We start from the raw sequence: 13,182 nt of genomic DNA on the forward strand, positions 1-13,182 counted from the left end.
GTGGTGCGAGCCTGCCGGGGGGCGGGAGGGGCGACGGAGCGACCCTCCGGGGGACATATTTGTCAAAGAGAAGAAGGGACGGGGCGGGCCGACCCCCTTGTCTTGTGCGTCCGGCTGGGGGAAAGGGGGGGCATGGACAGGGTCTATCTTTACGACACCACGCTGCGGGACGGGCAGCAGACGCAGGGCGTGCAGTTCTCGACCGAGGAGAAGGTGCAGATCGCCCGCGCGCTGGACGCGCTGGGGGTGGATTACGTCGAGGGCGGCTGGCCGGGGGCGAACCCCACCGACAGCGCGTTCTTCGAGGCGTTGCCGAAGCTCGACGCCACGCTGACGGCGTTCGGGATGACCAAGCGCGTGGGCCGGTCGGCGGAGAACGACGACGTGCTGGCGGCGGTGGTGAACGCGGGCACGCCGGCGGTCTGCCTCGTGGGCAAGACGCATGACTTCCACGTCACCGACGCGCTGGGCGTGACGCTGGAGGACAACGTGGCGGCCATCGGCGACTCGGTGCGCCATCTCGTGCAGAACGGGCGCGAGGCGCTGTTCGATGCCGAGCATTTCTTCGACGGCTACAAGGCCAACCCCGGCTACGCGCTGGACTGCCTGCGGGCGGCGATGGAGGCGGGGGCGCGGTGGATCGTCTTGTGCGACACCAATGGCGGCACGCTGCCGGAAGAGATCGGGCGGATCACCGGCGAGGTGATCGCGGCGGGAGTGCCGGGGGACCGGCTGGGCATTCACACCCACAACGATACCGAGACTGCCGTGGCCGGGTCGCTGGCCGCCGTGATGGCGGGCGCGCGGCAGGTGCAGGGTACGCTCAACGGCCTGGGGGAGCGGTGCGGCAACGCCAACCTCGTCTCGCTGATCCCGACGCTGATGCTGAAGGAGCCCTATGCGAGCCTGTTCGAGACCGGGATCACGCAGGACGCACTGGCGGGGCTGACGCGCACCTCGCGCCTTCTGGACGAGATCCTGAACCGGGTGCCGCAGAAGCAGGCGGCGTATGTTGGCGCGAGCGCGTTCGCGCACAAGGCGGGGCTGCATGCCTCGGCCATCGCCAAGGACCCGGCCACTTATGAACATGTCGATCCGGGCGTGGTGGGCAATGCGCGCATCATCCCGATGTCGAACCAGGCGGGGCAATCGAACCTGCGCAAGCGGCTGGCGGATGCGGGGTTGGAGGTGGATCCGGGCGATCCGGCGCTGGGCCGCATCCTTGACGTCGTGAAGGCGCGGGAGGCGGATGGCTATGCCTATGACACGGCGCAGGCCTCGTTCGAGTTGCTGGCGCGAAGGGAGCTGGGCCTGTTGCCCGCCTTCTTCGAGGTCAAGCGCTACCGCGTGACGGTGGAGCGGAGGAAGAACAAGTACGACCGCATGGTGTCGCTGTCCGAAGCGGTGGTGGTCGTGAAGGTGGGCGACGAGAAGAAGCTGTCGGTCAGCGAGTCGATGGATGAAAGCGGCAATGACCGCGGCCCGGTTAACGCGCTGTCGAAGGCGCTGGCGAAGGATCTGGGCCCCTACCAGCAGGCGATCGAGGATCTGCGGCTGGTCGATTTCAAGGTGCGCATCACCCAAGGCGGGACCGAGGCGGTGACGCGGGTCATCATCGACAGCGAGGATGGCAAGGGCCGCCGCTGGTCCACCGTGGGGGTGAGCGCGAACCTCGTCGACGCCTCGTTCGAGGCGCTGCTGGACGCGATCACGTGGAAGCTGGTGCGCGACGGCGCGACCCCGGTGTGATGGACCGGGCGCGGTTTTTCGAACTGCACCGGGATCTGCCGCGCGAGGGGCCGGGCGAGGCGGCGGAGGTGGCCTGGGCCACGGGGCTGGCCGGGCTGCCGCCGGGTGCTGTCATTTGCGACGCGGGCTGCGGGCCGGGGGCGGATATCGGGGCGCTACTGGAGGCCGCGCCGCGCGCGCGGGTGGACGCGGTGGAGCGGCATCCGGGGTTCGTGGCAGAGGCGCGGGCGCGCTGGGCCGACGAGCCAAGGGTGCGGGTGATCGAGGGCGACATGGGTGCGCTGGATGGCCCCTATGACCTGATCTGGTGCGCGGGGGCGCTCTATTTCCTTGGGGTGACCGAAGGCTTGCAGGCGTGGCGCGGGGCGCTGGCGCGGGGTGGCAAGGTCGCCTTTTCCGAACTCTGCTGGTTCACCGCCGACCCGAGCGAAGGGGCGCGGGAGATGTGGGCGGAATACCCGGCGATCACCGATGCCGCGGGGATCGACGCACGGGTACGAGCGGCGGGGTACGAGACGCTTGATACACGGGTGGTGAGCGATGCGGCGTGGGAGGCCTATTACACGCCGCTCGATGCGCGGATCGCGGCGCTCAGGGACGGGGCGGATGCGGCGCTGACCGAGGTGCTGGATGCGGGTGCACGGGAGGCGGAGCTGTGGCGGGCGCACCGGCGCGAATGTGGCTACCTGTTGAGCCTCGTGAGGCCGGTATGAGCGTCGAGGCCTGCGCGGAACTGGTGGAGCGCGGCGACCCGGAGCGGTTCCGCGCGGTAATGGCGGCCCCGGTCGCGGCGCGGGAGGTGCTGTTCCCGCTGCATGCGTTCAACATCGAGGTGAGCCGCGCGCCATGGGTGACGCAGGAGCCGATGATCGCCGAGATGCGCCTGCAATGGTGGCGCGACGCGTTGGGCGAGATTGCAGAAGGCGGCGTGGTGCGGCGGCACGAGGTGGTCTCGCCACTGGCGCGGGTGCTGACGCGGGCGCAGGCGGGGGCGCTGGATGCGCTGGTCGCGGCGCGGCGGGCCGATATCGCGCGCGACCCCTTCGCGGACCAGGCGGCGCTGGAAGCCTACCTGGCGGATACATCGGGGCTGCTGATGCGGGTCGCGGCCGAGGCGCTGGGCGCGGAGGATGGTGAGATCGCCGCGCGGCGGGGCGGCGCCATGGGCGTTGCGCAATGGCTTCGGGCGGTGCCGGAACTGGAGGCGCGGGGGCGGGTGCCGCTGATCGACGGGCGGCCGGAGGCGGTGCGCGACATGGCGCGGGCGGCGCTGGAGGCATGGCGCGCTGGGCCGAAGGGATCACCGGCGGTGCGGATTGCGCTTCTGGCGGGGTGGCAGACGCGGGCCTTGCTGGAGCGCGCGGTGCGGGATCCGGGCGCGGTGGCGGAGGGGCGGCTGGCGCCCGGACCCATGCGCAGCGCGCTGTCGCTGGCGCGCGCCGCCTGGCGCGTCTGACGGATCAGGCCGAGGCGGTGCCGCCGCGGCGTTCGTACAGGACCAGCCAAAGGAGCGCACCGAAGGCGAGGACGAGGAAGGGCGTCATGGCGAGGTTCACCGCCGTCCAGCCCTCGACGGGGTCGCCGCCCGAGCAGTTCATCAGACCGCCTGACGACAGCGATGCGACGGTCACGCCGCCGAACACGATCAGGTCGTTCAGGCCCTGCATCCGGCCGCGTTCGGCGGGCGTGTGGGCGGCGGCGAGCATGGCAGTTGCGCCGATGAAGCCGAAGTTCCAGCCGAGCCCCAGCAGGATGAGCGCCACGAAGAAGTTTTCGAGCGCGACGCCCGACAGCGCCACCAGCCCCGCGCCGGTGAGGATCGCCATGCCGAGGGTCACGATGCGTTCGACCCCGAAGCGCGCGATCAGGTGGCCGGTGAAGAAGGACGGCGCGAACATCGCCAGCACGTGGGCCGACACGATGTCGGCGGCGTCGTTCTTGGTATAACCGCAGCCTACGACGGCGAGCGGTGTGGAGGTCATCACGAGGTTCATCAGCGCGTAGGCCACCAGCGCGCAGATCACCGCCACGGCGATGCGGGGCGTGGTGATCAGCTGCCAGCGGGTGCGGCCCTGCGAGGGATCGTCGGAGGCGTCGGACGGGGGCGGGATACGGATGAGGCCGAACAGTGCAGAGCCCGCGACGTTCAGCACGATCACCGCGAGGTAGGCGCCGAGGAAGGGGATGACGAAGGCGTCCGACGTGGCCTTGACCAGTTGCGGGCCGAGGATCGCGGCGGCGAGGCCGCCTGCCATGACGTAAGATATGGCCTTGGGCCGGAATTCGGGCGTTGCGGTGTCGGCGGCGGCAAAGCGGTAGAAGCCCTGCGCCGACATGTAGATGCCGGTCAGGAGGCTGCCCAGTAGGAAGATCGGGAAGGAGGCGGTGTAGAGCCCGATGGCGCCGACGGCGCCGCCAAGCGCGCCTCCGGCAGCGCCCACGAGGAAGCCCGCGCGCCGCCCGCGGCGCTGCATCAGCATCGAGATCGGGTTGGCCGACAGCATCGAGCCGAGCACGATCAGCGAGATCGGCAGGGTGGCGAAACACACGTTGGAGGCCAGCGATTGCCCCGCCAGCCCGCCGATGGTGAAGATCATCGGCATCTGCGCACCGAGGATGGCCTGCGCCATGACGAGCACGATCACGTTGCGGCGTGCGGAGGTGGGAGCGGCACTCATGCGCCGAGGCGTAGCGCGGGCGGCGGGCAGGGGCAAGGTGCGCCTGTCGGGTGACGAGCACCCGACCTACAAGGTCCCCCTGCCGGGTGCGAAGCGACGGGTGGCGAGCACCCGTCCTACGGGTCGCCGCGCAGGATCTGCGCCATTGCGGGCGGTGGGATGGAAGGAGGGTGTGGGAGCCTCCGGCGGACATATTTTCGAAGAGAAGAAGATGTCGGGCGGCGTGTGTTCGGGTGGCGTTGTGTTTCGGGTTTGGCAGCGGGTAGGGTCCGGCGCATGGGAATAGGGCGGATCATCGAGACGGATGCCTGCGTGCGCGAGGGCGTGGCGTGGTTGCGGGCGGAGGTGCCGGTATTCGTGCCGGTACTGGATGCCTGTGGCGACTTGCCCTTGCGGCGCCGCCCGGACGGGTTTGCGCAGGTGCTGAGCGCGATCGTGAGCCAGCAGGTGTCGGTCGCCTCGGCGGCGGCGATCTGGGGGCGGCTGGAGGGCGCGGGCATGGTGACGCCGGAGGCGATCTGGGCGGCGTCGGACGACGCGTTGCGCGGGTTGGGCCTCAGCCGTCAGAAGGTGCGGTATGCGCGGGCACTGGCGGAAGCGGGGATCGATTTCGACGGGTTGCGCAGCACGCCGACGGACCGGGTGATCGACACGCTGACGCAGGTGTCGGGGATCGGGACGTGGACGGCGGAGATCTATGCCATGTTCTCGCTGGGTCGCGCGGATGTCTTTGCCCATGGCGACCTGGCCTTGCAGGAGGGCGCGCGGCTGATGCTGGATTTGCCGGAGCGGCCAGGGGAGCGCGAGATGCGGGCGATTGCCGAGGATTGGGCGCCGTGGCGGTCGGTTGCGGCGCGGGCGCTTTGGGCCTACTACCGCGTGGCGAAGAACCGGGAGGGTGTGCGGTGACACGGGTTTTGCAGGCAGAAACGCGGGGGCCGCAATCGGGCTCGGTCCGGTCGGCGGTGGTGTTCGTGCACGGGTACGGCGCGAACGGGGCGGACCTGTTGGGGCTGGCCGATCCGCTGGCGCCGCATCTGCCCGACACGCTGTTCGTCGCCCCCGACGCGCCCGAGGCGATCCCCGGCTTTCCCGGAGGATACCAGTGGTTTCCGATCCCGTGGCTTGACGGATCGTCCGAGGAAGAGGCGGCGCGGGGGCTGGACGCGGCGGCGGCGGACCTGAACGCCTTTCTTGACGCGCTGATGGTCGATCATGACCTGCTGCCGGAACAGGTCTGCCTGTTCGGGTTCAGCCAGGGCACGATGATGTCGCTGCATGTCGCGCCCCGGCGCGAGGACCCGGTCGCGGGGATCGTGGGCTTTTCCGGGCGTCTGCTTTACCCGGAACTGCTGGCGGACGAGACGGTGAGCCGGATGCCGGTGCTGCTGGTGCATGGCGACATGGACGACGTGGTGCCGCCTGCCTCGCTTCCGCAGGCGGTGGAGGCGCTGCAGGGCGCGGGGTTCCGCGATGTCTATGCCCACGTGATGAAGGGCACGGCGCACGGGATCGCGCCGGACGGGTTGTCGGTCGCGCTGGCCTTCATGCGCGACCAGCTGGGCCTGTGAGACGCCGCGCCGCCCTGCTGTGTGCGGCGGTGCTGATGCTGGCCACGCAAGCGCCCTCGCAGGGCGTGGCCCCGACCGGGGCCGCGCGGCCCCTTGAGGCGGCGCTGGAGCGGCCATTCGCGCTGCGTCTTTGGCGGTCGAACCGGGCCTTTCTGGAAATCCTACTGTCGGACCTCGATGCGGGGCGGGGGGCGATTGCGGCCGAGCCGGGGCGCGACCTGTTCGACCTCGACGTCTACGTGATGTTCCTTGCCGATTTCGATGCGCCGGAGGATGCCGAGGGCCACGTTCTGGAACAGGTTCTGCGGCGCGAACTGGCGCGGCTGGGGCCGGCGAGCAACTTTGCCCTCTTCCGCGTGCCGCTGACGCGCAACAGCGATGGCGCGCAGAAGGCGCTGAACGTGATCGCCGTCGAAACCGGGACGATGCGGGAGATTTCCGACCTGTGCCTTGCGGTGATCCTGTACGACATGGCGCGGTGGTATTTCTCCTCCCCACCCGCGCTGGCGCTGGACAAGGTGGGCGGGCGGTCCAACTTGTGCCAGCGTGAGGGCTGGCGGAGCGTCGAGGAGGCGCGCGCGGCCGAGGTCGAGTGAGGAAAGGAGCCGGGATGGACGTACTTGTGGTGACCGGGGTGATCGAGGTCGCACCCGAAGATGCCGAGACCTTTCGCGTGGCCGCCGCGCGCGCGGCCAAGGCGACACGCTCCGATGACGAGGGCTGCCTTCTGTACGCGTTCTACGAGGACGTGGAGAAGCCGGGGACCTTCCGCGTCTACGAGGAGTGGCGCGACGAGGAGGCGCTGGCCGCGCATGCCAGGGCGCCGCACATGGACACCTTCCGCAACGCGCTGTCGGACGTGGAGATCCTGCGCCGCGAGATCGGCAAGCATGACGGGATGAACCCGCGCGGCCTGACTGACTGAACCCCCGTCAGATCAGGAAGTCGGTGCTGGTGAGCGTGTGGGTGCCGGTCAGTTCGATTTCGAAATCCGCGAGGCCGTCGCCGTCGCGGTCGGCCTGCACCAGCGTGATGCCGCCCTGTTGTTCGAAGCGCAGTTCGCCGCCGGTGCCGGAAAAAGCATTGTCGCCAATGAATTGGAAGGCTTGCTTGAAGCCCTGCGTGAGGTCGGCGTCGATGCGAGACAGCTCTATCCGGTCCTCGCCCGGTTCGAAATCGGTGATGACGTCGCGGTTGCCTGCGCCGACGCCTGACTCGTTGGCTTGGAAATAGATGAAGCGATCCCGAATACCGTCAAATCCACCTGTCATCATGTCCGCACCGCGGTTTCCGTAGATGGCGTCGGCTCCCCCTCCACCATCGAGCGTGTCGTCGCCGGCGCGGCCATAAAGGCGATCGCTGACGCCGCCGCCTTGCAGATCGTTGTCCGCGCCGTCGCCGCGCAGGTTGTCGGCCTGGTTCGAACCGATTACGTTTTCGATCTCGGTAAAGAGATCACCATCGCCGGCGCCCTCGTCGAAGAACCGCGCGTAGCCTGCGCTTGAGACGTCGGTTTGCAAGTCCACCAGCACCCGGCCCTCGGCGTTGCGGTAGCTGACAGTGTCGAGACCGGGCCCGCCATCGATCTGGTCCTGGCCCGCTTCGGGTACCAGCGTGTCATCGCCCGGCCCACCTTGCAGCGTGTCATCGCCCGGCCCGGCCTGCACGAGATCGTCGCCCAACCGCCCGTCGAGCCTCTGATCTCCTGACTGTCCGACGATCCAGTCGTTCAGCATTGACCCATCCTCGAAGCCACCGTCTGCGAGAAAGAAGAAGGGGACGTTGTTGTCGCGCATCGTGCTTGACCACGCCTGTTGCAACACGTTGTTGGTCGGGTCGTAATCCGGCGTTGCGCCGTCGGCGGGGGTGAGGCGAACGAGGTATTGCACCTCGACCCCGCGCAGCGTTGATTCGAGGTGGATGGCATAGAACTGGGCCGGGTCGGTATAGGCGTCGGAGACCAGTGTGTGGTCGCGAGATGCGAGCGTGAAGGGCTGGGTGGTCACGTCCGCCAATTGCACGTCGTCGACGCTGATCGTGCCGTCGGTGGAGGCGAACAGTTCCACCCGCAGCGCGCCGCTGAAATCGCCGAACCCGTCATTGATAAACTGCACGCGCCAACCGGCCAGCGACTGATCGGCGGCCCAGAACGCCATTGGCTCGACGTAGAACGGCTCCAGATCGGGGACCGCATCTGTGATGGTGAGCGTTCCCACGACGCCGATATTGTCGGACGTGTCCTGCTCGCGGCCCACGGTGGCCGATTCGACATCGGCGATGACGAAGCCGGTGCCAATACTGTCGAAGCCCAGCGACGACTCCACTGTGACGGTCTGCGTCTCCATCCCGGCGAAGGTCACGTCGCGGACCGAGCCGATGAAAGTGTCGGTTAGGGGGTCAAGCACCTCGTCATCCGACAGGTAGAACCGGATCACGGGCGTGTCGGTGAAATTGCGGTTATTGGTGATTTGCGCACTAATCTCGAATAGAACGCCCACCGGGGCGCTGCCGAATTCTGTGGTGCCCTCGATCAGCGTCAGGTCGGGGCGGGGGGGCAGGATTTCCACCTGCCGCACCTCCAGCACGTTGTTCGTCGGGTCGTCGTCCATCGTGCCGTCGATGGGCTCGATCGCCATCACGACATCATAAACGCCAAGTCCCAGCGCATCCGCGGGGATCATGATCTGCGCCAACGCCAACCCCGAGCCGTTGAACTCCACGACCACCGGGCCGAACACTTCGGGCGGGCCTCCGGTTTCTAGTGTCAGCGTGGCGGTTACTTCATAGCGCCCGGTGATCGGCGTGTCCGAGCGGATGAACCCGTCGGGCAGGGTCCCGCCCTGGTCGGCGTAGATCGGCCAGATGGCATTGGAGTTCGGCGGCTGGATATAGGCGTCGGTAAACGGTTCCCAGATTTCAACCTGCCGTACCTCTCGAATGTTGTTCGAAGGATCATCGTCGATCGTGCCGTTGACCGGCTCGATCTCGAGAACAACGTCATAGAGCCCGACTGAAAGAGAATTCGCCGGAATGTTGATATCAACAAGCGAAAAGCTGGACCTGTCGAAGTCGACAATAACCGGACCAAATACCTCTGGGGTCCCACCAGCCGCCAGTGTCAAAGTCGCGGTTATCTCGTACTGGCCGGTAATCGGTCGGTCGGCACCGACGATTGTGTCGGGCAACGTCCCGCCTTCATCACCGTTGATCCTCACAATGTTCGAGAAAACAGGTTCTAAAATATAGGCGTCCATCAAAAGAGATCCTTGTTACTCGGAGGGCAAAGGCCAGTCTCGCGCAGACTAGATCAGGAAATCGCCCGCTGTCAGCGTGTGCGTGCCGGTCAGTTCGATTTCGAAATCCGCGAGGCCGTCGCCGTCGCGGTCGGCCTGCACCAACGTGATGCCGCCCTGTTGTTCGAAGCGCAGCTCGCCGCCGGTGCCGGAAAAGGCATTGTCGCCAATGAATTGGAAGGCTTGCTTGAAGCCCTGCGTGAGGTCGGCGTCGATGCGGCTGAGCTCGATCCGGTCCTCGCCCGGTACGAAATCGGTGATGACGTCACGGTTGCCCGCGCCGACGCCCGACTCGACCGCGTTGAAATAGATGAACCGGTCGCGGCGGCCTGCATCGTCGCCCGCCGTCATTGTGTCGGCGCCGAGACCACCGTAGAACGCGTCCGCCCCGGCCTCGCCGAAGAGCAGGTCGTCACCGGCGCGGCCATAGAGGCGGTCGGATACGCCGCCGGTGCGGAAGATGTTGTCGCCGGCATCGCCGCGCAGTTGGTCGATGCCGTCGCCGGTGCGGAACTCCTCGACCCCGGTATAGCTGTCGCCCGCCGCGTCGCCGAAGCTGATCGCGGGGTTCTGCAGGTCGACGCGGACCGAGCGGGTGGCGGAGAAGAAGGTGGCGATGTCGTAGCCGCCGCCGCCATCGACCGCGTCCGCGCCGGAACCGGCCTCGATCATGTCGTTGCCGTCGCCGCCATTGATGACATCGTCTCCCGCGCCGCCATCGATCACGTCGTCCTCGGAATTGCCGTCAATCGTGTCGTTGCCCGCGCCGCCGATCAGCGTCGCATCGACAAAGCGCAGGGTCGACAGGATGTCGTTGCCATCCCCGCCGTCGAGCATCGCGCCGTCGAGCGAGGCGACCATCGTGTCGTCGCCACCTCCGCCATGGATGTCGACGCCCCCGGCACTCGCGTAAATCCCCTCGGATCCCGTGACCATGATCGTCTCGACCGAGGCGAGCAGGTCGGTATCTCCGCCCGGACGGGTGATGGTGCCCGACCACGATGACGCCACGATTTCGATGCCGGCCGCGTCGGCCATGACCATGACGGTGTCGTTGCCGTAGCCACCTTCCAGCGTGTCGGCGCCGGGTCCGTCATAGATCAGGTCGTCGCCCTCGTTGGCGCGGACTGAATCGTCGCCCGGCCCGCCCATCAGCGTGTCGTTGCCGCGCGCGCCGAGCAGGGTATCGTCGCCCGCGCCGCCGGTCAGGACGTTCGCGCCGTCCCATGCCGCGAGCAGCCAGCTCGGGATGTCGGGGGCGTCGATCAGGACTGCGTCCAGCACTGCGTCATAGGAGGCGGTGAGCGAGGCGCTGTCCGGTCCGTAGAGGTACTCCATCGCTTCGAGGTCATAGATCCCCAGTTCGGTGGTGGAGCGAGGGCGGTCGTAGGCCATGACCGTGTAGGTGCCGTTGTTGCGCGCGGGGTCGATCGTGTAGGTGCCCTCGAACGGGTGTTCGAGGCCGATCGCGTGGCCGATCTCGTGCAGGAGGATCGAGTAGCCGCGCTGGCCGGGGGCGATGGAGGCGGCGCTGGCGAAGTAGTAGTTCGAGTTGAGGAATACGTCGCCGCCGATCGTGTCGTGGTTGACGTTGTATTCGGTCGGGTTGCCGTTGGAATCTGTGAACCACCAGATCGACGGGTAATAGGCATAGCCCGACAATTGCCGCCCGGCGGAATTGTTGAGCCCGGTCATGTCGAACATGGAAAAGCGGATGTCGCCTTCGCCCGGCGGGACCTCGACGAAGGTGATGCCCGAGGCCGCTGCCCAGGTGTCGAGCGCGGTGCGGATATGCACCTGGTGCGCGGAGGAGAACGCGGCGAACGTGGTCGAGGTGCTGGAGAAGTCGTAATCCGCCGGTTCGGTCGGAAAGCTGTAGGTGATGACGACGGGCGTGCCCACCGGCGCCGCGATGTTCCAGCGATAATGCGGCGCGTCGCCCACCAGCGACAACAGGTCATTCGAAAGCATTTGGTCCCCCTGAATGACCGCAGGTTATCGCCGGTGGGGCCGTTTTCAAATGAGAAAATCGTCCGATGTGAGGGTCAGGGTGCCGGTCAGCTCGATCTCGAAATCCGCGGCTCCGTCGCCGTCGCGGTCGGCCTGAACGAGGGTGATGCCGCCCTGCTGTTCGAACCGCAACTCGCCCGCCGTGCCGCTGAACGCGGCGTCGCCGATGAAGTCGAACGACTGCTTGAAGCCCTGGGTGATGTCGGCGTCGATGCGGCGGATCTCGATCCGGTCCTCTCCCGGCGTGAAATCGTCGATCACGTCGCGGTTGCCGCTGCCCACGCCGGTATCGGTGGCGCGGAAATAGATGAAGCGGTCGCCGCCCGCGCCGCCGATCATCAGGTCGGCGCCGTTGTTGCCGAAGATCGCGTCGAACCCGGTGCCGCCGTCTATCGTGTCGTCGCCCTCGCGCCCGTAAAGCCGGTCGCTGACGCCGCCGCCTTCGATCACGTTGGCGCCCGCATCGCCGCGCAGGTTGTCGGCCATCGCGCCGCCGGTCACGTTCTCGATGCTGGTGAAGGTGTTGCCGGACCCTGCGCCCGCGTCGAAGAACCGCGCGAAGCCTTCGCCCGACACGTCGCGGTCGAGGTCCACAAGCACGCGGCCCGAAGCGGCGCTGTAATCGGCGGTGTCGGTGCCGCCGCGGCCGTCGATCTCTCCGGGGCCGGGCAGGGGCATCAGGATGTCGTCGCCCGCCTCGGTCCCGAACAGGTCGGGGCCGAAGGCGGTCATGAGCGCATCGGCCGCCACGAAGGAGTTCTGGAAGTACTCGCTCCATGCCAGCGTGACATGGCCGTTACCCGTTACCGTCATGTGGCCGTCGATGATGCGGTCGCCGGGGTCGTTCACAAGCGTGTCGAACACGGGCGTGCCGTCGCTTGCCACGCGGACATAACGCAGGTCGGTGTTCGGGAAACCGGCCCTTGAGCGCATCAGGAGCGCGTAGCCGTCATCGGGCGTGCCGACGACATCGAGAAGCAGCAGGTCGGTGTCGTTGAGCGTGACTTGCGGGGCCGATCCGATGGTGCCGTCGGAATTGACCGTCAGCGCCACGACCCCGTCATTGTAGAGGAAATCCTCGTCGTTGAACCCGACCGCGAGGACGAACCCGCCATCCGACAGGGGGGCGATCCGCGGGTTGCCGAAATCGGGCAGGTATTCGGGCGGGACTTCGAACCGGGGGAGCGTGACGGAAACGGGCTGCAGGTCCGCGTCGTAAAGCTGGAGGCCGAATGCTTCGAGGTCCACGAGGTTGCCCGTCCAGCCGCCGCCCCATGCGATGACGAAGCCGCCGTTTTCAAGCGCCACGACTTCCGGGCCCGTCGGGAACAGTTCGATATCGCCGAAGACCTGCATCGGGTCGGTCAGCGGTGTGCCGTCGGCGGCGAACTGGCGCACCAGGACCGAGATGCCGGTGGTCAGGTTGGGGTCGAACGCGCTGTTTGGTCCCACGCCCGTGACGATCAGCGTGCCGTCGTCGAGAACCGCCACGTCAGGGCCGCGCGTGGAGCGTGAATGGCTGGCGAACAGGGTGAAGGACGGGCCGTCCGGCGTGCCATCGGCGTTGAAGAAGCGCGCTTCGAACGTGGCATCTGCGCCAAAGGCCGCGCGCTGGTGCCACGAGACAAGCAAGCGTCCGTCCGGCAGTTCGATGACGTCGGGGTCGCGGACCTCGAACTGGCCGGGCACGTCGATGCGGATCGGGTCGCCTTCGGCAATTCCGGCATCGTCGAAGAGCGACAGGTAGAGGCGGTCCCCGTTCGACCATGCGACCGCGGTGCCGCCATCGGCGCGGGCGATCACGTCTTCGGATCGGTCATTGGCATAGGTGGTGGGGGGGACGGGTTGGGTGGCAAAGGTCATCGCACCAGACATGGAAAC

The 13,182-nt window shown here is 67.5% G+C and carries 11 protein-coding genes; 7 read left to right on the forward strand and 4 right to left on the reverse strand.

Annotated features, from left to right (window positions below; translation table 11 throughout):
* Nucleotides 1-132: 132 nt before the first annotated feature.
* Genes cimA through ATO11_RS15745 form a run of 3 tightly spaced genes read left to right on the forward strand, consistent with a single transcriptional unit; the run spans nucleotide 133 to nucleotide 3,205 of the window.
* Nucleotides 133-1,749 (forward strand): citramalate synthase, encoded by a 1,617-nt coding sequence (gene cimA, locus ATO11_RS15735; RefSeq protein WP_050531860.1) that lies wholly within the window; start codon nucleotides 133-135, stop codon nucleotides 1,747-1,749.
* Nucleotides 1,749-2,462, forward strand: coding sequence for a class I SAM-dependent methyltransferase (locus ATO11_RS15740; RefSeq protein WP_050531861.1), 714 nt, complete (start codon nucleotides 1,749-1,751; stop codon nucleotides 2,460-2,462). The genes cimA and ATO11_RS15740 overlap by 1 nt, the downstream gene beginning before the upstream one ends.
* Nucleotides 2,459-3,205: a squalene/phytoene synthase family protein gene (locus tag ATO11_RS15745; protein ID WP_050531862.1), complete on the forward strand. Its 747-nt coding sequence runs from the start codon at nucleotides 2,459-2,461 to the stop codon at nucleotides 3,203-3,205. Before ATO11_RS15740 ends, ATO11_RS15745 begins: the two co-directional genes overlap by 4 nt.
* Nucleotides 3,206-3,209: 4 nt before the next feature.
* Here ATO11_RS15745 and ATO11_RS15750 read toward each other — a convergent pair whose 3' ends face one another.
* Nucleotides 3,210-4,427, reverse strand: coding sequence for an MFS transporter (locus ATO11_RS15750; protein WP_050531863.1), 1,218 nt, complete (start codon nucleotides 4,425-4,427; stop codon nucleotides 3,210-3,212).
* Nucleotides 4,428-4,703: 276 nt separating this feature from the next.
* Between ATO11_RS15750 and ATO11_RS15755 the strand changes: the two genes are divergently transcribed.
* From ATO11_RS15755 to ATO11_RS15770, 4 genes are read left to right on the forward strand one after another with little or no spacing between them, the layout of a single operon-like run.
* A complete protein-coding gene (locus ATO11_RS15755; RefSeq protein ID WP_082176378.1) occupies nucleotides 4,704-5,336 on the forward strand; it encodes a DNA-3-methyladenine glycosylase family protein in 633 nt (210 codons plus the stop codon).
* Nucleotides 5,333-5,998, forward strand: a complete 666-nt coding sequence (locus ATO11_RS15760) for an alpha/beta hydrolase (protein ID WP_050531864.1) — start codon at nucleotides 5,333-5,335, stop codon at nucleotides 5,996-5,998. The genes ATO11_RS15755 and ATO11_RS15760 overlap by 4 nt, the downstream gene beginning before the upstream one ends.
* A 35-nt stretch (nucleotides 5,999-6,033) precedes the next feature.
* The gene (locus ATO11_RS15765) at nucleotides 6,034-6,594 is read left to right on the forward strand and encodes a hypothetical protein (protein ID WP_134643140.1); all 561 of its coding nucleotides are present in this window, start codon (nucleotides 6,034-6,036) and stop codon (nucleotides 6,592-6,594) included.
* A gap of 14 nt (nucleotides 6,595-6,608) precedes the next feature.
* The gene (locus ATO11_RS15770; RefSeq protein ID WP_050531866.1) at nucleotides 6,609-6,923 is read left to right on the forward strand and encodes a putative quinol monooxygenase; all 315 of its coding nucleotides are present in this window, start codon (nucleotides 6,609-6,611) and stop codon (nucleotides 6,921-6,923) included.
* A gap of 7 nt (nucleotides 6,924-6,930) precedes the next feature.
* On the opposite strand, the gene ATO11_RS15775 is transcribed toward ATO11_RS15770, so the two are convergent.
* Genes ATO11_RS15775 through ATO11_RS15785 form a run of 3 tightly spaced genes read right to left on the reverse strand, consistent with a single transcriptional unit; the run spans nucleotide 6,931 to nucleotide 13,176 of the window.
* Complete coding sequence (locus ATO11_RS15775) at nucleotides 6,931-9,252, reverse strand: M10 family metallopeptidase C-terminal domain-containing protein (RefSeq protein ID WP_242601438.1); 2,322 nt, start codon at nucleotides 9,250-9,252, stop codon at nucleotides 6,931-6,933.
* A gap of 48 nt (nucleotides 9,253-9,300) precedes the next feature.
* Nucleotides 9,301-11,262 carry a M10 family metallopeptidase C-terminal domain-containing protein gene (locus ATO11_RS15780; protein ID WP_050531868.1) on the reverse strand — a complete coding sequence of 654 codons (1,962 nt, stop codon included), beginning with the start codon at nucleotides 11,260-11,262 and terminating at the stop codon, nucleotides 9,301-9,303.
* Nucleotides 11,263-11,307: 45 nt separating this feature from the next.
* Nucleotides 11,308-13,176: a M10 family metallopeptidase C-terminal domain-containing protein gene (locus ATO11_RS15785; RefSeq protein WP_050531869.1), complete on the reverse strand. Its 1,869-nt coding sequence runs from the start codon at nucleotides 13,174-13,176 to the stop codon at nucleotides 11,308-11,310.
* Nucleotides 13,177-13,182: the final 6 nt, after the last annotated feature.

The sequence above is a fragment of the Pseudaestuariivita atlantica genome, assembly GCF_001205715.1.
Taxonomy (GTDB): Bacteria; Pseudomonadota; Alphaproteobacteria; order Rhodobacterales; family Rhodobacteraceae; genus Pseudaestuariivita; species Pseudaestuariivita atlantica.

What these genes read in the sequence shown, in the direction of transcription:
- ATO11_RS15750 (WP_050531863.1), bottom strand. Translation starts at nt 4,427, where the DNA reads ATGAGTGCCGCTCCCACCTCCGCACGCCGCAACGTGATCGTGCTCGTC.
- ATO11_RS15740 (WP_050531861.1), top strand. Translation starts at nt 1,749, where the DNA reads ATGGACCGGGCGCGGTTTTTCGAACTGCACCGGGATCTGCCGCGCGAG.
- ATO11_RS15765 (WP_134643140.1), top strand. Translation starts at nt 6,034, where the DNA reads ATGCTGGCCACGCAAGCGCCCTCGCAGGGCGTGGCCCCGACCGGGGCC.
- cimA (WP_050531860.1), top strand. Translation starts at nt 133, where the DNA reads ATGGACAGGGTCTATCTTTACGACACCACGCTGCGGGACGGGCAGCAG.
- ATO11_RS15780 (WP_050531868.1), bottom strand. Translation starts at nt 11,262, where the DNA reads ATGCTTTCGAATGACCTGTTGTCGCTGGTGGGCGACGCGCCGCATTAT.
- ATO11_RS15770 (WP_050531866.1), top strand. Translation starts at nt 6,609, where the DNA reads ATGGACGTACTTGTGGTGACCGGGGTGATCGAGGTCGCACCCGAAGAT.
- ATO11_RS15755 (WP_082176378.1), top strand. Translation starts at nt 4,704, where the DNA reads ATGGGAATAGGGCGGATCATCGAGACGGATGCCTGCGTGCGCGAGGGC.
- ATO11_RS15785 (WP_050531869.1), bottom strand. Translation starts at nt 13,176, where the DNA reads ATGTCTGGTGCGATGACCTTTGCCACCCAACCCGTCCCCCCCACCACC.
- ATO11_RS15775 (WP_242601438.1), bottom strand. Translation starts at nt 9,252, where the DNA reads ATGGACGCCTATATTTTAGAACCTGTTTTCTCGAACATTGTGAGGATC.
- ATO11_RS15745 (WP_050531862.1), top strand. Translation starts at nt 2,459, where the DNA reads ATGAGCGTCGAGGCCTGCGCGGAACTGGTGGAGCGCGGCGACCCGGAG.